This window comes from Sinorhizobium sp. BG8, from assembly GCF_016864555.1.
In the GTDB taxonomy this organism is placed as follows: Bacteria; Pseudomonadota; Alphaproteobacteria; order Rhizobiales; family Rhizobiaceae; genus BG8.
The window spans coordinates 923326-946776 of record NZ_CP044012.1; the positions used below are offsets into that span (position 1 = coordinate 923326).

Here is a 23451-nt window from a genome sequence, read left to right on the forward strand (position 1 = left end):
TGCGGCCTTGAGGCATACTCATACCTCTTGAGCGCGAACTTGCAGGATACGGCCGCCGCAAAAACGATAACAACGCATTGGAACCAGAGATGGAGTATCGAGCTATCGGAAATACTGATCTCCGCGCTTCCGTGCTGGGTCTTGGAACATCGAAGCTTGCCTCAGTGTCCTCAGAACTTACGCGCGCAGCGGCGCTGGACCTCATCATGACCGCGGCTGACCATGGAATAAATCTCATCGATACTGCCGATATCTATGGCCAGGGAGACAGCGAGAGGATCGTCGGGGAAGCCATTCGCGGAAAGCGTGACCGCTTCATCATCGCGACCAAGGCAGGCTACCGGCTGGGTCGCGCAGGCGTGCTGCTGGCGAAGGCGAAGCCTTATCTCAAGCCTCTCCTGCGTCCACTCGGGCGGGTGAGGGCACTGATCGAAACAGCCCGCGACAACGCCCACGCCACAAACGTCATCCGGCAGGACTTCTCGCCTGAGTATCTGACGCACGCCGTGGACAGGAGCCTGCGCCGCTTGCGTACCGACTATGTCGATATTCTCTACCTTCACGATTTGCCCCTCTCGGCAGCACGGAATGCGGAATCGTTCGAGTGCCTCAGCCGAATGCAGAAGGCCGGCAAGATTCGCCACGTCGGGATCTCCCCGACGGATGACGAGGTTCTCGAAGTCGCTCAGAGCAACCCTCTTATCAGGGTCATCCAGACCGATGTGCATCCCTGGCGAACGCCGGCGGCCAAGAGCGGCCTTTCCAGCCTCGGCAAGTCGGGAAGAGGTGTCGTCGCCAACCGGGTCTTCGCTCCGATGGCGGTCGAGGAGTGGAAGCAGAAACTGGAAGATGCCGCGCAGGCTCACGGCATGACTACACGACAGCTGCTCCTGAACTTTGCCCTGCAACAGCCCTACGTAGGATCAGTCCTCACCGGAACGATCAGCCGCGAGCATCTCCTGGAGAATATCGCAGACCTGTCGATCCCGCGACCGGTTCCTCTCGATGATCTCGTGCCATGATCCGGCGCGGCGCGACGGTGCCTCCGGGCACGGAGCTGGAGTGCGATGTTCTCGTCGTCGGCAGCGGACCCGCCGGAACTACTGTAGCGCTGGAGCTTGCCGGATCGTCGATCCAGACAATTCTGCTGGAAAGCGGCGCCCGGAAGGAAAGCGCCCAGTCGCGCGATCTTCTTAGGGGTTTCGTGACGCCGGCCGGCAGTCACGAACCTCTCGAAGCCTACCGCCGGCGCCAATTTGGCGGAACGTCGAACGCTTGGGGCGGACGATGCATCGCCTTCGATCCCGTAGACCTGGAGGCGCGGCCGTGGATACCTCATAGCGGCTGGCCGCTGCCATGGAGCGAACTGCAAGCCAGCTACGCGCGTGCGGCCACACTATGCGAAGTGGCAAAACCGGAGTTCAACGCAGAAACGGTCTTCCCCGGTCAGCAGGCCGAAATGATCGAGGGATTCGACGGAGCCGACGTCATCACCTCCGTACTGGAGCGATGGGGTCCGCCGACCAATTTCGCACAGAAGTACGGGCCACTGCTCGAAAAGAGCACGAACGTCACCGTCCTGCTGAACGCGACGATGACCAAGCTCCGGATCGAGCCGGGGACCCGCCGCATAAAGCGTGTGGAGGTGGCGATAGAAGATTCCCATCGCTTCACGGTACGCCCCCAGCGTGTCGTCCTTGCCTGCGGCGGGCTGGAAAATGCACGCCTGCTGCTGGCATCGAACGATGAAAGTCCCGCAGGAATAGGCAATGAAAACGACAATGTCGGTCGATACTACATGTCTCATCTGACCGGAATCCACAGCTGGGCGAAGCTGAAAGATCCAGGGCAGACCTTCCGTTACGATTTCGAGCGTGACAACGACGTCTACGTCCGAAGACGGTTCTGGATCACCCCGGACGCGCAGCGCCGAGAAAAGATCGGCAATGTCATCGCCTGCTTCCTCACCCCGTATCTTGACCAGGCTCTCGAGGCCAACGCGCTCGCTTCCGCGATCTTTCTGACCAAGTTTGCAATTGCCCTGAGGAGACAAAGCAGCGCCGCGGAGTACCTCCGCCAGAACAAGAGCGAGTTAATGCGTCACGTGAACACGATGTTCTGGCGCGCACCGACCCTCGCACCCCAGATCCTGCAGGTCGTGAAGCAGAGATACCTGACCAAGCGGCGATTGCCCATTCTCCTCCCCCGCAAGGAAGACTTGAACAATCGCTTTGCGCTCTACTACCAGTCGGAGCATATGCCGAACCCGGAGAGCCGCGTGATGCTGCGGCCGGAACGGGACGCGCTCGGCACACCCCGCCTCGACGTGCGCGTTGCCTTCACCGAGATGGACGTCAAGACCATCGTCAGAACGCACCAGATCATCGGCGAGCAGTTCGGCAAGACGGCGACGGGCGAACTTGTCGTCGACGATGCTCCCCTGGAGGATGCCGTTCGCGATCAGCTCAGACATTTCGATTCGATCGCCCACCACATCGGCACGACACGAATGTCCGACGACCCGAAGACCGGGGTGGTGGACCGGAACTGTCGCGTCCACGACACCGAGAACCTCTTCGTCGCCGGAGCTTCGGTTTTTCCAACGAGCAGCCACGCGAACCCGACCTTGACGATCGTGGCGCTGGCGCTTCGCCTCGTCGACTACCTAAAGTCGACGCGAGGTGGATGACATTTCACCGATTGGCGGGACTGCGGCCATAAAGCAGGAGCATGGCGATGATCACCACGCCGTAGACGATCTGCCGCCCGGCCTCCGGCATCTGCATGACGGAAAGTATCGACTGGAGCAACGTTATCAGGATGACGCCCGCGACCGTCCCGAGATAGGAGCCGCGCCCGCCGAGGATGGACGTTCCCCGAGGACCACGGCCGCAATGGAGGGAAGCAGATAGGCATCTCCCATGGCCTGGGCTGCCTTTGACGCATAACCAGCGAGCAGGACGCCGCCGAAGGCACTCAGCGCACCGGACATGACGAAGGCGATCATGACCACCCGCCGTGTATCGATACCGGAAAGGTAGGCGGCACGCTCGCTGTTCCCGATACCGTAGATCGCACGGCCATACGAAGTTCGTGAAAAGAGCAACACCATGCCGGCGCTGATCGCGATCCAGACCAGGACGGCGTTCGGAAGCCCGGGGACGATATAGCCGGTCGCAAGCCACCTTACCGCTGCCGGGGCCGAGTCCTGCGGGGAAAAGCCGCCGGTGTAGAGCACCATCAATCCCTGAGCGACGACATTGGTCGCAAGCGTCACGATCATCGAAGGAATGCGCAGATACGCGACCCCGGCGCCGTTCACGACACCAAAGACCGCGCCGCAGAGAACGCCGATCGGGATGGCCAACACCGCGCCCCCGGTGCCGATCCCGGCTGCCGCGCATGCCATCATCGCCCCCATGGTGACGACCCAAGGAACCGACAGGTCGATATGACCGAGCAGGATCACCAGCATCATGCCCGCAGCTATGACGCCAAGGAAAGAAGCGACCTTGAGCTGTTGCAGCAGGTATTCCAGGGACAGGAAATTGCGCGAATACAAGCTGCCGACGAAAAGCAGAAGGAGAATACAGCCGAAGGCGGTCAGCACGGCGGGGTCGGCGCGGCGCAGCACCGCCGGCAAACGGGAACGCAACGCGAAGGGGCTTCCCGATGCCTCGCTCATTGGAACCACTCCAGACGGTTGCGAATGCGGAGAAGCCCAATGGCGCCGATGCTCACGGCAATCATGAGCACGATACCCTGAAGCAAGGGCTGCCACAGCGGATCGACATCGAAGACAAACAGCATGTCACCGGTCGTGCGCGCCGCAAAGGCCCCGAAGATCGCGCCGACGGCGCTGCCGCGGCCGCCGTAGAGCGCCACTCCTCCGAGGACGACGGCAGCAATGGACCAGAGCGTGTAGCCGCCACCGCTCGCATAGGCGGCCTCGCCGGTATAGGTGAAGAAGGTTAGGAACAACCCGCCCATGCCCGCTAGCAGCCCGCCCAGCGTGTAGGCTGCGAATTTTGCCCGGCGGATCGGGACACCGGACATAAAGGCGGCGGGCTCCGAAGATCCCGCGGCATAGGCCGCCCGGCCGAGCGTCGACCGCCGGAACGGCAGCCATATCACGACAACGACGGCCAGCAGCAGCACCAGGCTTGAGGGGATGACGCCAAACAGCCGGCCGGTCAGTGCGTCGGCGAGATCCTCATTGACCGAGCCGCCGGGAAAAGGCCTGAGCAGCAGGGCTATGCCGAAGTAGACGGCACCGGTGGCAATCGTCGCGACGATCGGCTGCAATCGGCCGTAGATGACCAGGAGCCCGTTGATTGCACCGCAGACCATTCCGGCTACCAGCACCCCAACGAGACCGGCGGCAGTCTCCAACGGCGATCCAACGACGATCCAGGATGCAAGGCAGTTGGTCAGCACGAAGATCATCCCGACGGAAAGATCGATCCCCGCGGTGATCACCACGAGCGCCTGTGCCATTGCGACAAAGGCGAGCAGCACGCCCTTGTTGGCGGCCGTCTGCGCCACGTTCGCGGTCAGGCCGGCGGGATGGTTGGCGATGTAGACCGAGAACATGAGCAGGAAGATCGCAAGCCCCATCAGGCTGCCGCGCTGCTCGCTCAACCAATAGCGCCATTCCTTCATGGAACCATCTCCGGTTCGCGCGTTTCGTCGACGTTGAGGGCGCTGGCGATGAGGGCGTGCTCGGTGAGGCCCGGACCTTCCAGTTCGCGCACGACCCGACCGTCATACAGCACGAGGACCCGGTCGCAGCAGCCGATGAGTTCGTCGTAGTCGGTCGAATAGAACAGGATCGCGGCTCCCTCCTCCGCCAGGTGGCGCAGCAGTTGGTAGAGCTCCTGCTTGGTGCCGACATCGATGCCGCGCGTGGGATCGTTGAGCAGGATGATCCTGGGTTTGCGCATCAGCCACTTGGCGATCACCACCTTCTGCTGATTGCCGCCGGACAGGGCACCCACGGGGATATCGAGCCCGGCGGTCTTGATCGCGAGCAGCCTGATCATCTCGTCGATTGCGCCGTCTTCCTTGCCGCGGTCGATGATGCCGCCGCGGGAAATGCGGTCGAGCGTTGCGAAGGAGAGGTTCTCCCGGACCGTCATCGGCAACATCAGTCCTTCGGTCTTGCGGTCTTCCGGTATGAGGGCCATCCCGATGTCCGCAGACCGCGCAGCAGCGGGGCTGTTGATGGATACCGGCTTGCCGTCGACAAGAACCAGGCCGCTCGTTCCCCTGAGCACTCCGAAGAGCGCCAGCAGCAGGTCACGCTGGCCCTGACCGTCCAGCCCGCCGAGCCCGACCACCTCGCCTGCACCGACGGTAAAGGAGATGTCTCGTAGCCGATCGCCCCAGCTGAGGTCGCTGCACTCGATGACGGGTGGCACCGGGTCCGGAGATGGCGGGGGCTTGGGCGGGAACACGTTGCTCACCTCGCGACCAATCATCATCTCGACGACCTCGTTGTCGGTGCGGGTGCCGGCCCTGTAGCTGGCGACGTTTCGGCCGTTGCGAAACACCGTGCATTCGTCGGCCAACTCGGCGATCTCGTGCATGCGATGCGAGATGTAGAGGATCGCGAGCCCCTCCGCCCGCAGGCGCTTCAGGACAGAGAAGACCTTTGCCACGTCACCCGCCGTCAAGGCGGAGGTGGCTTCGTCGAGAATGAGGATACGCGGCTTGCGGGCCAGGGCCTTGGCGATCTCCACCATCTGCCGGCGCGAAAGCGGCAGGTCGCGGACAAGCGAACGGGGATGGATGTCGTCGGCCCCTGCCCGTGCCAACGCCTCTTCGGCGATGGTGCGTTGCACGCGGCGATCGATGAGCCCGAACTTCAGTGGCGGATCGGAAATAGCGATGTTGTCGGCGACGCTGAGATCGGGCACCAGCGACAATTCCTGGAACACGCAGGCGATCCCTGCGGCAGAGGCCTCGGCCGGGGAGCGAAAGGAGACGTCGCGGCCGTCGAGCACCATGCGTCCCTCGTCGGGCGCGACCACGCCCGCGATGATCTTGATCAGCGTCGATTTGCCGGCACCGTTCTCGCCGAGAATTGCATGGATCCGGCCGGCTTCCACGCAAAGATGCGCATTCTCCAGCGCCAGTACGCCGCCATAGCGCTTCGTTACGCCTTCCACTTTGAAAAATGCCGTAGCCGCCTGCGGTTCAGACGTGATCATGATCGTCCTTGAGCTATCCGTTTCGGACATGCCGGCGGCGCTGAGCCGCCGACATGGTGTTCACCTCGGGCGAATGCGGATGGAGCTATTGGTCTTCCTTGGTCTGCCCCATGATTTCCTGCGCGGAGAAATTGATACCGCAGGTCGGGAAGGAGTTACCGACGAAGAAGTTGTCGGATTCCTTCGGATAGAAGTCCTCACCTTCCTTGAAGTTCGGATCCTCGACGATGGCGAGCGGCAGCTTGATCGATTGCGGGACTACTTGCCCCTCGAGCGCTGCGATCGCCGTCTTGATCGCGACGGCCACCTGCGCCGGTCCGGTACCGGCCGAAGAGCACTTGAGCCCCTTGTCGGCATATTGCGAGCAGAATTTGCGGAAGCCGTTCTCCGTCTCGCCACCGAAAGGCACGAAGGGATGATTGGCGTCCATCATCGCCTGGACGACCCCGGTATCGCCGCCCTGCGCGGTAATGCCGTCGAATGTCTTGTGCACGGCGATCGCGTCCGCAGTGGCTTTCTGGGCAGTCGGATCGTCCCACTTGCCCACGACCTCGACCACGTCCCAGTTTTTCCCGGTTGCGTCGAAGGTCTCGTGGATCCCGTTGTGACGGTCGGTATCGACGGACGTTCCCGCGACACCGCGCACTTCGAGGATCTTCCCGCCATTGGGCAGGTGCTTGGCCAGCCAGTTCGCCCAGAGCACGCCGAGGCCCTTCTGGTCGACGTTGACGTTGATCGCATCCTGGGTGTCGAGAATGTTGTCGAATGCGACGAGGACGACGCCCGCCTCCTTGGCCCTCTTGATGACCGGGCCGAAGGCCGTCGGGTTCTGGGCGTTGACGACGATCGCGTCATATCCGGAATCGATGAAGTTGTTGATCGCCGAGATCTGTGCCGGCACGTCTTCGCCCGTCGAGACGACCTTGAACTCCTTCAGCTTTGCCGCGACTTCGGGCTGCGCGGAATAGGCCTTGGCCGTCTGGATCATCTGGATGCGCCATGTATTGGCGATGAAGCCGTTGGCGAGTGCGATCCTGTATGGACCTTCCTTCTTGGGAAACTTGAAGAACTGCGTTTCGGCTGCCCAAGGTGTAAAGCACTCCGGCTCGGCAGCGGGACCGCTGACAACCTCCGGTTCGGCGAGCGCCGTGCTGGACAGTAGCGTGAATGTCGCGGCGGTGAGAACGCCGCTGACGAATGCCTTGATCATCGTATTCCCTCCCTGGATGTTGCCATTACGGGACATCGCATCGAGATGGACGGCTGACGGCGTCGCTGATGACAGCGGACTGCAGCCGCCTTGCGCATTTCACCCTATCTTCGGGATGGGGAAATGATCTGTGGGAATTCAGGGCATCGTCGGCCGTGGCGCAACGATGCGGTCAATTCGGCACCCCATGTCGATATGCTGGCCCGGTGACGTCAATCGGGCTCCTCCCCTTGGCGTCGCGGGCATGGTAGCGCTGTCAAATAGAATTGTAAAATCCTCTCAAAGGAGTGGCTGCGGTCGCCTTGGTCGGCCCGAGGTACCGTCTCCCGGCTGCCCCTGCACAGGAGGCGGATCCACCATTGCGCGCAGTGCCCCAAAAGAAGAGCCAATGTTTCTCTGGCGCTTCTTGTTGGTTCACGTCATCCTGTTCTGGGAGAACACGCGGATTTGGCAATTGGAGGATAGCCTATGCGCTGCTTTACGGTACTCGGACCCTCGCAGACGGGAAAATCCACGCTCGTTGAAAAGCTGGGATCATTGGCCGCCGAACCGCGAACATCGACTTCCCCTTACGGATTGGGCCTGACGGAATTCGAGATCTCGGGCGAAACCTGGTGTGCGCTCGATACACCCGGATCGATCGAGTCCCTCGCCCATGCCCAGCACGCCCTGCTTGCCAGTGACGCCTGCGTGCTCTGCGTGTCTCCGTCACCGGACGCGGCCGTTCTCGCCGCTCCCTATCTGAGGGCGATCGAAGCCTCCGGTACGCCGTGCATCATCTTCGTAAACCGGATTGACGAGCCGAAGGGCCGGTTGCGCGACGTCATCGCCGCCCTGCAGGACTATTCGAGCCACACGCTCGTGCTGCGCCAGATCCCGATCCGGGAGGGAGAGAAGGTGGTCGGCAGCGTCGATCTCATTTCCGAACGGGCCTGGCGATACCGGGAGGGACAGACCTCGTCCTTGATCGCTATTCCGGAAGAAGTGACGGAACGCGAACATGAAGCACGCACCGAGCTGCTCGAACATCTCTCGGAATTCGACGACTGGCTTTTGGAAGAGCTGATCGAAGATCGCGAGCCGGATAGCGCCGCAATCTATGCGATCTCTTCGCGCATCCTGAAGCAGAATAAGATCACACCGGTCTTCATTGGGGCGGCGAGCCACAGCAACGGCATCCTGAGGCTGATGAAGGCCCTGCGCCACGAGGCTCCGCCGGTCGAAGCGCTGCGGGGTCGGCTGGCGGAGGCAAGCGGGCTCGATGCCGCCGGCCTCATGGCCGCGACCTTCCATGGCTACCATCGGCAGAACGTCGGAAAGACGGTCCTGGCCCGTACGCTTGCAGACGGCGTGAAGCAGGGCGCGGCCATCGGTGAGGCCGGTCTTGGAACGCTGCAGGATCCAATATCGGCTCGCCCGATCGCAAACGGAGCGCTTGTTGCCGGGGCGATCTTCGCAGCGGTCAAGTCCGATCGGTTAGCCGTACCCGCGCTGCTCGCCTCCTCCGGGGCCGCGCCGCCGCCGGTCTGGACCGAACCGCCCACACCGATGCTTGAGCGAATACTCGTGCCGGGCAGCGAACGTGACGAGACCAAGCTGTCCGGCACGCTCGCAAAGCTCGCGGAAACGGACCGAAGCCTCGCGGTCTCGCAGGAGGAAGGCACGGGCGCGCATCTGATCTGCGTGCAGGGACCGCTGCACCTGCGCGATCTCAGTCGCACCTTGTCCGAAGTCTTTCATGTGGAAGTGACGGATCAATCGCCGCGTCCGGTCTACCGCGAGACGGTGTCGAAGCCCTCCGACGTTCACTACCGCCACCGCAAGCAGACGGGTGGTGCCGGTCAGTTCGCCGACGTAAAGCTAACCATCCATCCCAACGAACGCGGGAGCGGGTTCAGCTTTGCGGAGGTCGTCAAGGGCGGCGCGGTCCCGCGCAATTTCATACCGGCCGTAGAGGCGGGCGCGCGCGAGGCGATGGAAAAAGGCCCGCTCGGCTTCGGCGTCATCGACGTCGGGGTCACGCTAACCGATGGCCAGCACCATTCCGTCGACAGTTCGGAATTCGCATTCCGGGCGGCCGCCAAGATGGGCGTTCGCCAGGCACTCTCCCAGGCCTCGCCCGTCCTCATGCAGCCGATCAGCCGCGTGGAAATACACATCCCCTCGATCTACACCGGTGGTCTCGTCCAGATCGTTTCCGCACTCAAGGGACAGGTCCTCGGTTTCGACAGGGACGAGTCGGCCAAGGGATGGGATACCTTCCGGGCGCTCGTGCCGGGAAGCGCGCTCGAAGAACTTGCACGCTCGCTGCGGTCCGTAACCCAGGGCATCGGCTATTTCTCGAAGACCTTCGATCACTTCGAGGAGCTCTACGGCAAGGAAGCCGACGCCATCGTCACGGCGCACGGCTCACACCAGAGCTGACGCCCGGGAGAGTTCCGGGACGCGCCGTCCGTTGAGCGCGTCCCGAGCTTGGAAAAACGCTCTACTTGGCGATCTCGGCCTTCACCTTGCCGACCTCGTCCGCGCTCATCTCGGAGACCGTCGTGACCTCGCCACCGGTAATCTTCCACAGGCGGAACGGACCGGTGATGTCGCCGTAGGCGTCGAAGCTGACCGGCCCGATGACGCCTTCATACTTCACCGGCTTGCCTTCCTTGATCAGCTTGAGTGCCTTGGCAAACTCGTCCTTGCCGGCATGGATCGGCTCGCCGCCTGCTGCCAGCACTTCCGGAATTGCGGCCTTGATCGCGGCAGGATCTGCCTTGCCGGCCTTGGCAATCGCCAGCGCCACGATCGCGCCCGCATCATAGGAACGGTCCGCAGCCGGCGCTGAGGCTGCAATGCCGCCGGAGAACGCTTCGTAGTTAGCGTTGAAGTACTCCGTCGAGGCGGTCGGGCTGGTGCCGGACGACGTACCGTAAGCATTCTCAAGGTACTCCGCGCCAACGGCCTCGATGAACTCCTTCGCATTCATCCCGTCATTCAGGAGGAAGGCCTGCTTGCCGCCGCCCGAGATCCAGGCGCGGGCGATCGTCGCACCATCGACGGGATAGCTGACAAGATAGAGTGCGTCCGGCTCACCGGTCATGGCGCTGCTTGCTTCCGCGGAGTAGCTCGCCTGCTTTTCGTTGTACGGAACCGTCGCCGTAATCGTGCCGCCAAGTTTTTCGTAAGCGGCGGCGAATTCGCGAACCATGTTCACGCCGAAGTCGTTGTTGACGTGAATGACGGCAATCTTCTTGAAGCCCTGGTCCAGCGCATACTTGGCCGCGGCCGTGCCCTGCAATGCATCCGAGGTGATGGTGCGAAAGAAGACCCCGTTGGTCTTGCCCTGGCGGCCGAGCTCGGTGAGCGTCGGGGAAGAGGAAGCAGGCGATACCTGGACCACGCCAGCAGGTGCCGTGACCGAGGTCAGGATCGGGATGGAGACCGACGAGATGATGCCGCCGATGATGACCGGCACCTTCTTGATGTTGACGAGCTGTGTCGCCTGGTCGACGGCGACGTTGCCCTGGCTCTGGCTGTCACGCGTGTCGGTAACGAGCTTGCAGCCGTCGACTCCGCCGGCCTCGTTGAAGTCGCGGAAGGCCATCTCGACGGATTTCGCGCCGGCCTGTCCGTAGGCGCCGGCTGGGCCCGTCAATTCCATCACCATGCCGACGGTGATGTCGCAATCGGCCGAAAGTGCCGGTGCCGCCGAAGCGGCAAGCCCCGCGAAAATGGTCGTCAGAAGCAGTCTGTTCCTCATTGTCATTCCCCTTTGTTGAGATTGTATTTCATGATCATGCCGTGGCGCCCTTCCCGATCGCGCTCCAGCGTGTAGACGTCGCCTTCGAGCGGCTTTGCCTGAGCAAGGATTGCGTCGATCTCCGACTTGTCCCCGGATGACAGTTTGAGCGCGGCAATTGCGAGATTGGAGGCGAGGTGCTCGCGATTGCGTGCGCCCACGATGACGGCTGCTACGCCTGGCCTCTCCAGCATGGCGGCGCTCGCGACCGTGGCGATATCGGTCTCGTGACGATCGGCAATGCGCCTCAGCGTCGAAAGCAGCTCCTGGAACAGGTCCCAGCCGCCCAGATCGTCGATGATCAGCTTGTATTTCGTGAGCGAACGATTCTCGAGCGGATGCTCCGGCTCGCTCCTTCCGAGCCATCGATCACCAAGGAAGCCGCCAGCGACCGTGCCGTAGCAGAAGAGTGCGAAGTTCTCCTGAGCGGCGAGCTGGACCATGCTTTTTTCAGGACGCCTGTCGAGCAGGGAATACTGCAGCTGCAAGGATGTGATCGGCACGCCTGCACCGACGATCGCCTGCATGTGCTCGGTGTCGAAGTTCGTCGCACTCACGTGGCCGATCTTGCCTGCATCCTGCAGCTCCTTCAGCCAGACGGAGGTCTCCACCCAGCCCGGAATGTCGTAAGCCCACCAGTGAAACTGCACCAGATCGAGACAATCGAGATTGAGGCGCTTGCGCGACGTGTCGATGACCTTTTCGACATAGGCCTTGGTAATGTTCGGAAGCACTGCCAGGTCGGGCACGAACTTCGTGTGGACGCGAATGCGGCTCAGCGCTTCCTCTCCGCGCAGCTTGCGGTAGGTCGTGCGGAAGCGCCCGATCAGTTCCTCGACGCCGGTGTAGATGTCGGCGCAGTCGAAGGTAGTGATCCCCGCGTCGGCAAAGGCGATCATGTCCTCGACGGCACTGTCCCCGTCGATCGCCCCGTGTCCGCCGGCGAGCTGCCAGCCGCCGCGGATGACCCTGGAAATCTCGTAGTTCTCCGCAATCTTCCTGCGCTGCATGTATGGTACCTATTCGTCGTTCAAGGGAACCGCGGTGGTCGCGGCATGGCTGAAGCGGCGCAGACCCTTGCGGGTAATCCTCAGCCGCGTCGAGCAATTCGGATCCGGGCAGGCGACCTCCGCATCGGTGCTCATCCAGTCATTGGGATGGGTCTTTCGCTGCTTGGCCGCGAGCAGCGGCAGGACCGAGGCAAGAGAATAGATCGAGATGCCCTGCCCCGGCGGCAGATAGAGCATTTCGCCCTGCAACTCGAAATGGTCGCCCGGCTTCGCTCCGCAATAGACGGCGCCGCCCTGGGGGATCACAACGTCAACGCGAAGGTCGAAGAGTTCGAAGAAATCATCCGGTTGTTCAGCCATAATGGGCGTCCTTCCGTGGTGGTTCGGCATCGCGGTCGAGCCGGCCGCGGATGAGATCGAAGGACCGGCTGATGTCGTTCGACAGCGAGCGGATCGCGCCCTCGGCGTCGCCGCGTTCCATCGCCTCTATCATCGCCCAATGGTGGTTCGTCGCGGCCAGCCCTCCCTGTTCATCGTGAATGTGGGCGGCCTTCCGGATGATGGCGCCGGACTGGAGCCACAGGCTTTCGACAATGGGGATCAGCACCGGCGAGTGAGCGGCATGATAGATGTGGAAATGGAAGCGCTGGTTCAGCGCGGACGTCACGTGCCCGATGTCCTGCCCATGCTCCTCGAAAGCCCGGTCGCAATCGACGTTGATCTGCCTGAGCTTTGCGAAATCGTCGGTAGTCAGCCTGGGCAAGGCGAGCGCAACCATTTGCCCTTCGATCAGGATTCGGGCACGAGCGAGATCATCGAGCCTTGCGCGCGTGATCAGGGGAACCCGAACCGACCTGTTGGGTAGTGCTTCCAGGGCCTGCTCGGAAACGAGCCGTCCAAGTGCCTCGCGCACGGGCATTGTGCTGGTCTGCAGCCTCTCGGCGAGATCGACGATGCGAAGGACATCTCCCGCGTCGAACATACCGTTGATGAGAGACTGGCGCAGCTGTCCGTAGACCCGGTCGTGGACGGTCTCGCGGCCGACGGGGGAGAGTGCATCCTCGCCGGTCATGCGCTTGGCCCTGGCGTTTGCAGGACGCAGCGGGTCGGTCGCGCAGTGCAAATCGTCCCCATGAACACTCCTCGTGACAAACGCAGTTTCCGGTTGCTTTTCTCTTCGCTCTAAAGTTTGATCAAACATCATTCATCAAATCAAGAGCCTTCCGTCCTTTATGCAGTCGCTTCATTCACACGCTGCCGAGACCATCGATCCGGCGACCGCCGTCCTTGAGGCGCGCAATCTGGTGAAGCGGTTCGACGGCATGGTGGCGGTGGACAGCATGTCGCTTCGCCTCGGGGCCGGAGAACTCGTCGGCCTGATCGGGCCGAACGGCGCCGGCAAGACAACCATGTTCAACCTGATCGCCGGGAGCCTGAAGCCGAGTGCGGGTGAAATCTGGATAGCAGGTCGCGAGGTCTCGCAGGAAAGTCCGGAGAGGCGCATCGCACGCGGGTCGGACGCACCTTCCAGATTTCGCGGCCCTTTGCGCAGATGAGCGTGCTTGAAAACGTGCTCGTGGGAGCACAGGGACAGGACGGTGAAGGGTTGTTCGCCAATTTCCTCCGGCCGCGCCACGTCCGGCAGCAGGAGAAGGCGGCCATTGAAAAGGCTCGGGCGCTTCTGGATTTCGTGACTCTCTCCGCGCTGGAAAGCCAGCCGGCGCGCGTCCTTTCCGGCGGACAGCGCAAGCTCCTCGAGCTTGCTCGGATCCTTATGGCCGATCCTCGGGCCATCCTCCTCGACGAGCCGGCGGCCGGGGTCAACCCGGCCCTGCTCGAAACGATCATGGAACGCATACTCGCGCTCAACGCCGAGGGTAAATCCATCCTCCTGATCGAGCACAACATGGACATGGTCTCTCGTCTGTGCTCGCGCGTTGTCGCCATGGCACTCGGACGCCCGCTTGCGGAAGGAACGCCCGCGGCGGTCGCCGGAGATCCCGCAGTAATCGAAGCCTATCTCGGGGGCGCTTCATGACCGCGCCCGCCCTTAGCGTCCGAGCCCTCGTCGCGGGATACGAGCCGGACCTCCCGATCGTGCGTGGTATCGACCTTTCGGTGGCGACCGGCCAACTGATTGTCCTGCTCGGCCCGAACGGCGCCGGGAAATCCACCTTCGTCAAGGCGATAGCAGGTGTTGTGCCGATCCATGGCGGCACTGTCGAGCTTGCAGGGCGAGACATCACGCGCACGCCGGCCCACCGAAAGGTGGCCGAGGGCCTGGCCTTCGTGCCGCAAACCGAAAACATCTTCGCGACCATGTCGATCCACGAGAACCTGCAGATTGCCGCGGCCCTGCTGCCGAAACCGGTGCGATCGGAACGCATCGCCGGCCTCTACAAGCGCTTTCCCGATCTTGCCCGGGATTCCCGCCGGCTCGCCGGCGCCCTCTCGGGCGGCCAGAGGCAGATGCTCGCCGTTGCCCGTGCCCTCATCGTGGATCCCGCCGTGCTGATTCTCGACGAACCCTCGGCCGGTCTTTCGCCGAAGATCGTGGGCGAGGTCTTCCACATGCTGAAGGAGATCAATGGGGCCGGCGTCACCATCGTGCTGGTCGAGCAGAACGTGAAGGCGGCACTTGCGATCGCCGACCGCGCCATGATCCTCGTCGAGGGAAAGATCCGCCACACGGGCGAGGCCGCAACGCTGCTCGGCGATCCGGTCGTCGCGAAGCTCTACCTCGGCAGTGGGGCTGCCCCGAAAGAGGTGAAGCCATGAACCCGCAATTTCTTATGGACGGCCTCATCGCCGGTGCGATGATCGGACTTGGTGCCGTGGGAGTGACCCTCACCTACTCGATCCTCCGCTTCTCGAACTTCGCCCACGGGGAGTTCCTTTCCTGGGGTGCCTACATCGCGCTGGCGATCAGCAGCGGGCTCGGATATCTTTCGACCGCCTTCAAGGCACCGATCGCACCGTTCTCCTTCGGCTGGTCCCTGCCGATAGCCGCCATACTCGCCATCGGCCTGACGGGGCTGCTTGCCCTTGCCGTGGATGCACTCCTGTTCGGTCGTCTTCGTGCACGTGGTGCCGCGGTGATCATCCTGGTGATGGCCAGTTTCGGCGCATCCCTGGCGCTCAGGAGCCTGCTCGAATTCATCTTCACCTCGAATCCGGCCTACTACACCAAAGCGCTCCAGATCGCGGTCGGTATTGGTGGCGGCCTGCGTGCCACCCCCGACCAGTTGCTGTCTCTCGGTCTTGCAGCGGTCGCGGTCGCCGCGGTCCATCTGTTGATGACCCGCACGGATATCGGCCGCGCCATGCGGGCCGTCAGCGAAAATCCGGCCCTTGCCGGCATTGCCGGCATTGATGTGCGCAAGGTGATCCGCACCGTCTGGCTGCTCGGCGCAGCACTCGCCTGCGTAGCTGGGATGATGGTCGGGCTCCTCGTCCAGATCCGCCCCTACCTCGGCCACGATCTGCTGCTGCCGCTGTTTGCGGCTGCAATTCTCGGCGGCATCGGCAGCGTTCCGGGCGCCATGATTGCAGGCCTTCTCGTCGGTCTTTCCGAGGCACTTGCGGTGCAGGTGGTCGGCGCCGAGTGGCGTGCCGCCGTTTCCTTCGTCATCCTCGTGGCCGTGCTTGTCGCGCGGCCTCGCGGCCTGTTCGGGAGACCGGCATGAGCCTCGACATCCTCGCCTATGCGGCGTTTTTCCTGACCATGGCCCTGACCTACGCGATCATGTGCCTCGGCCTCAACGTGCAATGGGGCCAGACGGGTCTCTTCAATGTCGGGATTGCCGCATTCGTTGCCATCGGCGCCTATGCTTCCGCCTTGCTGACAACACCCGAGACGGCCGATCGGCTGGGCGGTTTCGGCCTGCCGATCGCCGTCGGCTGGCTTGGTGGCGCCCTTGCGGCCGGCGCCGTCGCCTGGCTGGTCGGCGCGCTGACCATCCGGCTTCGTTCCGACTATCTGGCGATTGCCACCTTCGGCGTTGCGGTATGCGTTCAGCTCTGCGTTCTCAACTTGCAATCGATCACCGGTGGGGCATTCGGCATCGGGTTCATTCCACGCCCGTTCGACAGCTATGCATCGGAGCCGCTCGCATTCGGGCTCGGCAACCTTGTCTTGATGACGGGCGTCGTCGTCCTGCTCTATCTCGCACTCGAGCACATGGCGAGGAGCCCCTGGGGCCGTGTTCTAAGGGCAATCCGCGAGGATGAGACCGCCGCCCAGGCGCTCGGAAAACGGGCGATCCGCTTTCGCTTGCAGGCATTCACCATAGGCGGCGCCATCATGGGACTCGCAGGTGCGGCACAGGGGCATTTCATCGGCTTCATCGCACCCGACAACTACATGCCCATCCTCACCTTCCAGGTCTGGGCCATGCTCATCGTCGGAGGATCCGGCAACAATCGCGGCGCAATCCTCGGCGCGGTCCTCGTCTGGGGCATATGGGCCCTGTCAGCGGCCGGCGTCTCCGCCTTCGTCCCGCCGGAACAGCAGGCTCGGGCCGCCTCGCTGCAGATCGTGGCGATCGGCGTGGGGCTCTGCCTCATACTCCTTCTCCGCCCCCGCGGCATCCTCGGTGAAATCAGCGTCCTGTCCCGGCTGGCCCGGCGTCGCGAACCGCAATCCTCCATGGAACAAAGATCATGACCTCAAAGCCCGAACGCATTGCGCTTACCGAAAACCTCGGGATCAGCCGTCTCGTGTGCGGCCTGTGGCAAGTCGCGGACATCGAGAAAAATGGTACGACCATCGATCCGGACACGGGGGCAGATGCGCTCGAGGCCTATGCCAAGGGCGGCTTCGACACCTTCGACATGGCCGATCACTATGGCACGGCGGAGATCATCACCGGCCGGCTCCTGTCGCGCTACCCCACCCGCGAAGGACGCCCGGTCGCTTTCACCAAGTGGTGCCCCGAGCCCGGTCTCATGACACGCGAGGTCGTACGGCGCGGCGTCGAGGAGCGCCTGACGCGGCTTGGTGTGGAAAAGATCGACCTCCTGCAGTTTCACTGGTGGACATTCGAACACCCGGCCTGGCTCGATGCCCTTCACGAAATGGAAGAAATGCGCCGGGAGGGCCTGATCGAGGCGCTTGGCGTCACGAACTTCGACGCTGCGCATCTGGCGGTTGCCCTGGCGGATGGTATACGTATCGCCACCAACCAGGTTTCTTTCTCGCTTGTGGACCGCCGCGCCGCCGGTTCCCTGTCGGAACTCTGCGCCAGAACCGGTGTTCGGCTGCTTGCCTACGGCACGCTTTGCGGCGGCTTCCTTTCTGAAAAGTGGCTGGGGCAGCCGGAACCGCAACAGATTCCGGACTGGAGCCGATCGAAGTACAAGCGCTTCATCGACACAGCGGGGGGATGGCAGGCTTTCCAGGAGATCCTGAGCGCCGCTGCCGCGATCGCGACGAAGCACGGCGTGTCGCTCTCCAACGTGGCGAGCCGCTGGGTTCTAGAGCACGAGGCCGTGGCGGCAACGATCATTGGCGCGCGGCTTGGCGAAAGTGAGCACCGAGACGACAATCTCAAGGTCTTCAGCTTCGCGCTCGATGACGACGACCGCATCGCCCTCGATGCGGCCTTCGCGGCGACCCGTCCCATTCCCGGCGACTGCGGTGACGAATACCGCAAGCCGCCGTTCCTTACGGCCTCCGGCGACCTCAGCCACCATCTCGACGCCATTCCCTCGATCTACAAGGCGCAGGCTGTTTCGGGGAAACCCGGCCGGTTCCGCGTCTCGTCGGGCAGCGTATGGGAACCGATCGCCGGCTACAGCCGTGCGGTGCGCATTGGCGAACGCATTCTCGTCTCCGGAACCACCGCCACCCATGCCGCCGACCGCTGTGTGGCTCCCGGTGATGCGGGAGCACAGACGACCTATGTGCTGGACAAGATCGCAGCCTCGATCGCGGCACTCGGCGGAAGCATGGAGGACGTCGTTCGCACCCGCATCTACCTTCGCAACGCCGATCTCTGGGAGCCGGTGTCGCGCGCCCATGGCCGCGTCTTCGGAGAGATCCTTCCCGCCAATACCCTGATCGAGGCGGGAAACCTCGTCGGCGACTACGAAGTGGAAATAGAGGCAGAAGCGATCTGCACGGAAGGCCTTCCTTCTCTCTGAGATCCGCTCCTTCGCAGACACACCTTGCTTCTTCCGACGAGCGAGCCATCGCGCTTTGAGAATCTTGGCCCCTGCCGGAGCTGGAGACTTACGAGGCTCCGGCGCGCCATTCGGCTTCCGGATCGCCGAACTGTGAATCGTGCAGCCGGCGATAGGCACCACCTTCCAGCGCCAGCAGTTCTGCGTGTGTCCCCTCTTCGACGACACGACCGCCGCTCACGACGAGAATGCGGTCGGCGCGGGTGATGGTTGCAAGCCGATGCGCGATCACCAGTGTCGTCCGGCCTTCCGAAAGTTCTCCCAGGGACTGTTGGATCGCCCGTTCGGTCTCCGTATCGAGCGCCGACGTCGCCTCGTCGAGAATGAGGATGGCTGGATTTTTCAGGAAGATACGGGCGATTGCAAGCCGCTGCTTCTGGCCGCCCGAGAGTTTGACGCCACGCTCGCCGATGATTGTATCAAGGCCGAGCGGCAGGCCCGCGAGCACCGAATCCAGCCGCGCGCGGCGGGCGGCCTCGAGGATCTCCTCCTCGCTCGCATCGAGCCGCCCATAGGCAATGTTTTCGCGGATCGAGCCCGCGAACAGGAAGACATCCTGCTGGACGATACCGATATTGCTCCTGAGAGAATTCAGCGTCATGTCGCGAATGTCGATCCCGTCGATCAGGATACCGCCGCCCGAAGGTTCGTAGAAACGAGGCAACAGCGAGCACAACGTCGTCTTGCCGGCGCCCGACGGACCGACGAGGGCGACCGTTTCGCCCGCTTTGATCGAAAGGTCGAGCCCGTCGAAGATCGGCCGGTCTGCGCGGTAGCCGAACTGGATCCCATCGAAGCGGACATTGCCCGTCAGCCGCGCGACATCGCGCGCGCCGGGACGATCGGCAATGTCCGGTCGCGTGTCTAGGAATTCGGTGTAGCGCTGGAAGCCGGCAATCCCCTTGGGGTAGGACTCGATCACCGAATTGATCTTCTCGATCGGCCGGAAGAAGACGCCGACGAGCAGCAGGAAACCGACAAAGCCGCCCGCAGTCAGATCCCCGCGCAGCACAAAATAACTCCCCGACAGCATCACCACGACCTGAACGAAGCGCATGGACAGATAGCTGAGCGAGGAAGACGCCGCCATCACCTTGTAGGCCTGGAGCTTGGTGTCACGGTAGTTGCGGTTGTCCTCCGCGAAAAGGCGGCGCTCGTGGTCTTCGTTGGCGAAGGCCTGAACGACGCGGATTCCGCCCACGTTCTCTTCGATGCGCGCGTTGAAATCAGCGACCCGTCCATAAAGCGCATGCCAGGTGCCGGTCATCCGCCCGCCGTAGTAGGTCGTGACGATCGCCGTCAGCGGCACGATGACAGCGGTAATAATGGCAAGGGTCGGGTGCACCCAGAGCATCAGGAGGAAGGCGCCGATCAATGTCATCACGGCAATGAACACGTCCTCAGGCCCATGGTGGGCGACTTCGCCTATCTCCTCGAGATCCTTTGTCAGCTTTGCGACCAGATGCCCGGTCTTCTGGTTGTCGAAGAAGCCGAAGGAGAGTTTCTGCAAGTGGTCGAAGGCCTTCCGCCGCATCTCTGTCTCGATGTTGATCCCGAGCATGTGGCCCCAATAGGTGACGATCACCTGCAACGCGGCATTGATGACGTAGATCGCGAGGAGGCCGGCGGCGGCGAGCGAGATGAGCCCCCATTCACCCGTCGGCAGGAGGCGGTCGATAAAAAGCGTGATCGCCACGGGAAAGGCGAGCTCCAGCAGGCCCGACGCCACCGCGCTGCAGAAATCCAACAGGAAGAGCTTGCGATGCGGCCGATAGTAAGCAGAAAAGCGCTTCATCAGGTCGGACATCGTCAGGCTCCTATCGAATACATGCACATTTCGCCTGGGGACGAGACAATTCCCGCCACCGAAGCGTCGATGCCGGAGATCTGCGGCACTCCGCATTGCGCGTGACAGCCTGAATTGCTCTCTGGCAAAAGCAGGGAACCGCTGGTTTTTCCATTGGACTGATGTCCCGATCAGACGCCCGAATGGTCCGCCCGGTTCCCGGATTGAACTCTCCCGATCACGCGCACCGCGAGCAAACGGGGGAAGGAGCCGTGACATATCGGAAGGCGAACCCCAAGGCAACAAACATGATCTTGAAAATCATGTTATTCGGCCCGATGGGCGAATTGGATGGACGCCGGGAGGCCGAGTTTCCGGTGTCGGCCCGCGGACGTTGTCTCTCAGCTTTCTATCAGTGTTCACTGCGCGGATGACGTGGCAGCGCCTTCCATCGGCGTTGCGCAACTGCCGTTGAAAAGCATGGGCGGCCCGATGTGCATCGGACCGCCGAAGCCCCTGGAGCCGGGAGTGGACGGAGCCTATGCCGGGCGCAACATCCGCTCCACGCAGGACGCAACCATTGCAAGAGAAACGGCGCCCGCGTCGGGATGACCGATGCTTCTTTCAGCCAACGGCCGTGCGCGGCCGAGCTTGGGAGTGAGGGCGGACGTCGCCTCGGCGGCCTTCCGGGCGGCGGCGGAGGCGTCACTCCAGGCATCGGTGAGCGGCCTGCCGGAGGCGGCGGACGCCTCCAGCGCCTCGACGAAGGGAACGAGCGCGTCCACCAGCGTCTTGTCTCCCACCCGGGCACGACCGAGTCGGGTCACGCCGTCGAGCGCAAAGCGGGCTCCCCGGACGACGGCATCGTCGGCAATAGCCAGCTCATCGCTGAGTGCATTGCTCCAGGAGCGCAGCAGCAGGCCCCAGATCGCGCCCGAGGTGCCGCCTGCACGATCGGCCCATGCATCGCCGGCGACAGCGAGCACGCTTGCAGTACCTGCACCCGCTTCCACGGCCGCGTTGGCCGCATCGAGCGCTGCTGCCGAACCGCGCCGCATGCCCTGCCCGTGATCGCCGTCGCCAGCCTGAGCGTCGATCCGCCCAAGCTCGTCTTCCGCTTCCTTGAGCATCTCCGCGATCCCTGCAATGAGACCTGCAATACAGCGCCCCCCGGTCTTGCCGGCCTCCGAAGCGGGCGCAAAGGTCACCGCACCATCCTCGTCGGTGATCACTCCCTCCGCCGGTTCGGTCGCAAACGTCGCGCCGCGCCGCAACACCGGTGTGTCGCACGGCGCCGTCCAGTAGGCCTCCAATTCGTCGTCGAGCCAGAGCAATGTCAGCGAGCAGCCCTGCATGTCGAGGCTGGTGACGAACTCGCCGGCCTCGGGAGCCACAATCTCCAGCCCCGCCTCGCTCAGGAGCGAGGATATCGTGGTCCAGAGAACGAAGAGCTCCTCATACTTCGTCGAGCCGAGACCGTTCAGCACGACACCGACCTTGCGGGTCCCGGCGGGCCGTTCGGCAAGAAGCCTGTCCGTCAGCAACCGGGCAAGATCGGTTGCCGATACAGTAGCCTGCTCCTTGATCCCGGGCTCCCCGTGGATGCCGAGCCCGATGGCCATCTGCCCCTTCGGCACCATGAAGAGCGGGGCGCCGGCCCCAGGCAGCGTGCAGCCGCCAAAGGAAACGCCGAAGGAGACCGTACGGTCGTTGGCGTGCCTGGTAATGCGCTCGACGTCGTCGAGCGAGAGCCCGGCTTCTGCGGCAGCGCCCGCGATCTTGAACACTACGAGATCGCCCGCGATACCGCGGCGCTTTGCTGCCGCATCCGCCGGCGCGCTCGCCACGTCGTCCGTGACGGGTACGATGCGGACGTCGATACCTTCAGCGCGAAGGCGCTCGGCCGCGACCCCAAAGTTCAGAACGTCCCCGGCATAGTTGCCGAACCCGAGCAACACGCCCCCGCCCTGGTTCGCGTGCCGGCAGACGCGCGCCACGGCTGCCGTTGACGGGGAGGCGAAGACGTCGCCCGCCACCGCCGCATCGGCAAGGCCCGGCCCGACATAGCCGGCAAAGGCGGGGTAGTGGCCGGAGCCGCCGCCGACCACGACCGCAACCTTTCCCTCGGGAACCTTGGTCGAACGGACGACGCCGCCTTTGACCGGTCGGACATATCGGCTGTAAAGAGCGGCAAATCCGGCGAGAGCCGTTGTTGCGAACGTTTCGGGAGCGTCGAATACGGTCGTCATCGGTTGGTGTCCTTGTCGTCGCGCGGCAGGATGCGCCGCAGGTAGGCGCGGTTGGCGGCACTGACGGAAAGCCCGTCGCCCCCATAATGCTCGCACAGGAACGGACTGCAATATCCATGGGCGAGCGCCATGCGGATGGCCGCGCGGTAGTTGATGATGCCGGTTTCCAGCGGCGCCGGATGCGTGACGATCACGCCGGAGGCGGGATCCTCCATGCGCGTGTAGTTCTTGACGTGCCAGTACTTCGCAAAGGGCGCCACCTTCGCCATCATCTCCTGCCAGTGCTCGACCGGCCGGTGCAGCCGGATGAGATTGCCGAGATCGGCGTTGATCCCGACATTGGCCAGCCCGACTTCCTCGACGAAGCGCACGGAACTGTCGGCGGTGCCGAGATAGGTATCCTCGTACATCTCCAGCGACAGCTCGATGCCGAGATCCTCCGCGTGACGGCCGAGCGCGCGGATGCGCGCCACCGCCTTCTCCCACACCGCCGGATCGCCGGGGTTTCGCGCCCCGTCGACGGTCCAGAACCACAGCGCCTTCTTCTGATCGGTGGTGAGCGGCTCGAACAGCCCGAACGACACCGCCTCCGCCCCGACCGCCTTCGCCGTGTCGATCACCCGATGCCCGTAGTCGAGGTATTCATCGCCATGCACGGGATCGATGACGCTGCGGCGCGAGGTGGAGATCGCCGGGATGGTCAGGCCGAGCGAGCGCGTCAGCCGGACGAACTCGTCGCGCCGCGCCGGCGAAAGGTCGGCCAGCCGCAGCCAGCTGTCGGTCGGGTCGAGTTCGGTGAAACCCACCTCGACCACGTCCGAAAGCGTTTCGGCCCATTCCTCCACCGACTGGTCCTGGACCGAACGGCCATCCGAAAGCATGTTCGGATACTGGATCATCGCCGCCGCGATCGGCCAGCTGTCTCGGTTCCACTTCCGTGTCGTGGCGTCCATCGCGCCCTCCGTAAACTCGTATTGCAAAAGAAGGCCCCCCGGCGCTCACACCGCCGGG

18 protein-coding genes and 2 pseudogenes are annotated in these 23451 nt (G+C 63.3%); 9 read left to right on the top strand and 11 right to left on the bottom strand.

What is annotated here, in order from left to right:
- Nucleotides 1-89 precede the first annotated feature (89 nt).
- Both F3Y30_RS25190 and F3Y30_RS25195 read left to right on the top strand, forming a co-directional pair.
- Nucleotides 90-1022, top strand: a complete 933-nt coding sequence (locus F3Y30_RS25190) for an aldo/keto reductase (RefSeq protein ID WP_246753037.1) — start codon at nt 90-92, stop codon at nt 1020-1022.
- Nucleotides 1019-2689, top strand: a complete 1671-nt coding sequence (locus tag F3Y30_RS25195) for a GMC family oxidoreductase (RefSeq protein WP_203426998.1) — start codon at nt 1019-1021, stop codon at nt 2687-2689. Before F3Y30_RS25190 ends, F3Y30_RS25195 begins: the two co-directional genes overlap by 4 nt.
- A 4-nt stretch (nt 2690-2693) precedes the next feature.
- Here F3Y30_RS25195 and F3Y30_RS25200 read toward each other — a convergent pair.
- The 4 genes and pseudogenes from F3Y30_RS25200 to F3Y30_RS25215 all read right to left on the bottom strand — a co-directional run bounded on the left by F3Y30_RS25200 (nt 2694) and on the right by F3Y30_RS25215 (nt 7422).
- Nucleotides 2694-3685: pseudogene (locus tag F3Y30_RS25200) on the bottom strand (ABC transporter permease).
- Nucleotides 3682-4662, bottom strand: a complete 981-nt coding sequence (locus tag F3Y30_RS25205) for an ABC transporter permease (RefSeq protein WP_203426999.1) — start codon at nt 4660-4662, stop codon at nt 3682-3684. Before F3Y30_RS25205 ends, F3Y30_RS25200 begins: the two are co-directional and overlap by 4 nt.
- Nucleotides 4659-6212, bottom strand: coding sequence for a sugar ABC transporter ATP-binding protein (locus F3Y30_RS25210; RefSeq protein ID WP_203427000.1), 1554 nt, complete (start codon nt 6210-6212; stop codon nt 4659-4661). Before F3Y30_RS25210 ends, F3Y30_RS25205 begins: the two co-directional genes overlap by 4 nt.
- Nucleotides 6213-6297: 85 nt before the next feature.
- Nucleotides 6298-7422: a sugar ABC transporter substrate-binding protein gene (locus F3Y30_RS25215; protein WP_203427001.1), complete on the bottom strand. Its 1125-nt coding sequence runs from the start codon at nt 7420-7422 to the stop codon at nt 6298-6300.
- Between the two features lie 468 nt (nt 7423-7890).
- On the opposite strand from F3Y30_RS25215, the gene F3Y30_RS25220 reads away from it, so the two are divergent.
- Complete coding sequence (locus F3Y30_RS25220; RefSeq protein ID WP_203427002.1) at nt 7891-9846, top strand: elongation factor G; 1956 nt, start codon at nt 7891-7893, stop codon at nt 9844-9846.
- 61 nt (nt 9847-9907) lie between these two features.
- On the opposite strand, the gene F3Y30_RS25225 is transcribed toward F3Y30_RS25220, so the two are convergent.
- Genes F3Y30_RS25225 through F3Y30_RS25240 form a run of 4 tightly spaced genes read right to left on the bottom strand, consistent with a single transcriptional unit; the run spans nt 9908 to nt 13294 of the window.
- Nucleotides 9908-11173, bottom strand: coding sequence for an ABC transporter substrate-binding protein (locus F3Y30_RS25225; RefSeq protein ID WP_203427003.1), 1266 nt, complete (start codon nt 11171-11173; stop codon nt 9908-9910).
- Nucleotides 11174-11175: 2 nt separating this feature from the next.
- On the bottom strand, nt 11176-12222 hold the full coding sequence (locus F3Y30_RS25230; protein ID WP_203427004.1) for an aldo/keto reductase: 1047 nt from the start codon (nt 12220-12222) through the stop codon (nt 11176-11178).
- Nucleotides 12223-12231: 9 nt separating this feature from the next.
- Complete coding sequence (locus tag F3Y30_RS25235; RefSeq protein WP_203427005.1) at nt 12232-12582, bottom strand: TIGR04076 family protein; 351 nt, start codon at nt 12580-12582, stop codon at nt 12232-12234.
- Nucleotides 12575-13294, bottom strand: a complete 720-nt coding sequence (locus F3Y30_RS25240; protein ID WP_203427006.1) for a GntR family transcriptional regulator — start codon at nt 13292-13294, stop codon at nt 12575-12577. The genes F3Y30_RS25235 and F3Y30_RS25240 overlap by 8 nt, the downstream gene beginning before the upstream one ends.
- Before the next feature lie 268 nt (nt 13295-13562).
- Here F3Y30_RS25240 and F3Y30_RS26795 point away from each other — a divergent pair.
- From F3Y30_RS26795 to F3Y30_RS25265, 6 genes and pseudogenes are all read left to right on the top strand, one after another.
- Nucleotides 13563-14053: pseudogene (locus F3Y30_RS26795) on the top strand (ATP-binding cassette domain-containing protein); the annotation flags it as partial.
- Nucleotides 14054-14167: 114 nt separating this feature from the next.
- Complete coding sequence (locus F3Y30_RS26800) at nt 14168-14260, top strand: hypothetical protein (protein ID WP_246753092.1); 93 nt, start codon at nt 14168-14170, stop codon at nt 14258-14260.
- The gene (locus F3Y30_RS25250) at nt 14257-15000 is read left to right on the top strand and encodes an ABC transporter ATP-binding protein (RefSeq protein WP_203427007.1); all 744 of its coding nucleotides are present in this window, start codon (nt 14257-14259) and stop codon (nt 14998-15000) included. The genes F3Y30_RS26800 and F3Y30_RS25250 overlap by 4 nt, the downstream gene beginning before the upstream one ends.
- Entirely contained in the window at nt 14997-15908 is a 912-nt protein-coding gene (locus tag F3Y30_RS25255) for a branched-chain amino acid ABC transporter permease (protein ID WP_203427008.1), read from the top strand. Before F3Y30_RS25250 ends, F3Y30_RS25255 begins: the two co-directional genes overlap by 4 nt.
- Nucleotides 15905-16888, top strand: a complete 984-nt coding sequence (locus tag F3Y30_RS25260) for a branched-chain amino acid ABC transporter permease (protein WP_203427009.1) — start codon at nt 15905-15907, stop codon at nt 16886-16888. The genes F3Y30_RS25255 and F3Y30_RS25260 overlap by 4 nt, the downstream gene beginning before the upstream one ends.
- Nucleotides 16885-18366 carry an aldo/keto reductase gene (locus F3Y30_RS25265; protein WP_203427010.1) on the top strand — a complete coding sequence of 494 codons (1482 nt, stop codon included), beginning with the start codon at nt 16885-16887 and terminating at the stop codon, nt 18364-18366. Before F3Y30_RS25260 ends, F3Y30_RS25265 begins: the two co-directional genes overlap by 4 nt.
- Nucleotides 18367-18454: 88 nt before the next feature.
- Here the strand turns inward: F3Y30_RS25265 and F3Y30_RS25270 are convergent, their stop codons facing one another.
- The 3 genes from F3Y30_RS25270 to F3Y30_RS25280 all read right to left on the bottom strand — a co-directional run bounded on the left by F3Y30_RS25270 (nt 18455) and on the right by F3Y30_RS25280 (nt 23393).
- Complete coding sequence (locus tag F3Y30_RS25270; protein WP_203427011.1) at nt 18455-20212, bottom strand: ABC transporter ATP-binding protein; 1758 nt, start codon at nt 20210-20212, stop codon at nt 18455-18457.
- 518 nt (nt 20213-20730) lie between these two features.
- Entirely contained in the window at nt 20731-22440 is a 1710-nt protein-coding gene (locus tag F3Y30_RS25275) for a dihydroxyacetone kinase family protein (RefSeq protein WP_203427012.1), read from the bottom strand.
- Complete coding sequence (locus tag F3Y30_RS25280) at nt 22437-23393, bottom strand: sugar phosphate isomerase/epimerase family protein (protein WP_203427013.1); 957 nt, start codon at nt 23391-23393, stop codon at nt 22437-22439. Before F3Y30_RS25280 ends, F3Y30_RS25275 begins: the two co-directional genes overlap by 4 nt.
- Nucleotides 23394-23451: the final 58 nt, after the last annotated feature.

Coding starts and splice junctions, on each gene's coding strand:
- F3Y30_RS25190 (WP_246753037.1), top strand. CDS start 90: ATGGAGTATCGAGCTATCGGAAATACTGATCTCCGCGCTTCCGTGCTG.
- F3Y30_RS25195 (WP_203426998.1), top strand. CDS start 1,019: ATGATCCGGCGCGGCGCGACGGTGCCTCCGGGCACGGAGCTGGAGTGC.
- F3Y30_RS25205 (WP_203426999.1), bottom strand. CDS start 4,662: ATGAAGGAATGGCGCTATTGGTTGAGCGAGCAGCGCGGCAGCCTGATG.
- F3Y30_RS25210 (WP_203427000.1), bottom strand. CDS start 6,212: ATGATCACGTCTGAACCGCAGGCGGCTACGGCATTTTTCAAAGTGGAA.
- F3Y30_RS25215 (WP_203427001.1), bottom strand. CDS start 7,422: ATGATCAAGGCATTCGTCAGCGGCGTTCTCACCGCCGCGACATTCACG.
- F3Y30_RS25220 (WP_203427002.1), top strand. CDS start 7,891: ATGCGCTGCTTTACGGTACTCGGACCCTCGCAGACGGGAAAATCCACG.
- F3Y30_RS25225 (WP_203427003.1), bottom strand. CDS start 11,173: ATGAGGAACAGACTGCTTCTGACGACCATTTTCGCGGGGCTTGCCGCT.
- F3Y30_RS25230 (WP_203427004.1), bottom strand. CDS start 12,222: ATGCAGCGCAGGAAGATTGCGGAGAACTACGAGATTTCCAGGGTCATC.
- F3Y30_RS25235 (WP_203427005.1), bottom strand. CDS start 12,582: ATGGCTGAACAACCGGATGATTTCTTCGAACTCTTCGACCTTCGCGTT.
- F3Y30_RS25240 (WP_203427006.1), bottom strand. CDS start 13,294: ATGACCGGCGAGGATGCACTCTCCCCCGTCGGCCGCGAGACCGTCCAC.
- F3Y30_RS26800 (WP_246753092.1), top strand. CDS start 14,168: ATGGCACTCGGACGCCCGCTTGCGGAAGGAACGCCCGCGGCGGTCGCC.
- F3Y30_RS25250 (WP_203427007.1), top strand. CDS start 14,257: ATGACCGCGCCCGCCCTTAGCGTCCGAGCCCTCGTCGCGGGATACGAG.
- F3Y30_RS25255 (WP_203427008.1), top strand. CDS start 14,997: ATGAACCCGCAATTTCTTATGGACGGCCTCATCGCCGGTGCGATGATC.
- F3Y30_RS25260 (WP_203427009.1), top strand. CDS start 15,905: ATGAGCCTCGACATCCTCGCCTATGCGGCGTTTTTCCTGACCATGGCC.
- F3Y30_RS25265 (WP_203427010.1), top strand. CDS start 16,885: ATGACCTCAAAGCCCGAACGCATTGCGCTTACCGAAAACCTCGGGATC.
- F3Y30_RS25270 (WP_203427011.1), bottom strand. CDS start 20,212: ATGTCCGACCTGATGAAGCGCTTTTCTGCTTACTATCGGCCGCATCGC.
- F3Y30_RS25275 (WP_203427012.1), bottom strand. CDS start 22,440: ATGACGACCGTATTCGACGCTCCCGAAACGTTCGCAACAACGGCTCTC.
- F3Y30_RS25280 (WP_203427013.1), bottom strand. CDS start 23,393: ATGGACGCCACGACACGGAAGTGGAACCGAGACAGCTGGCCGATCGCG.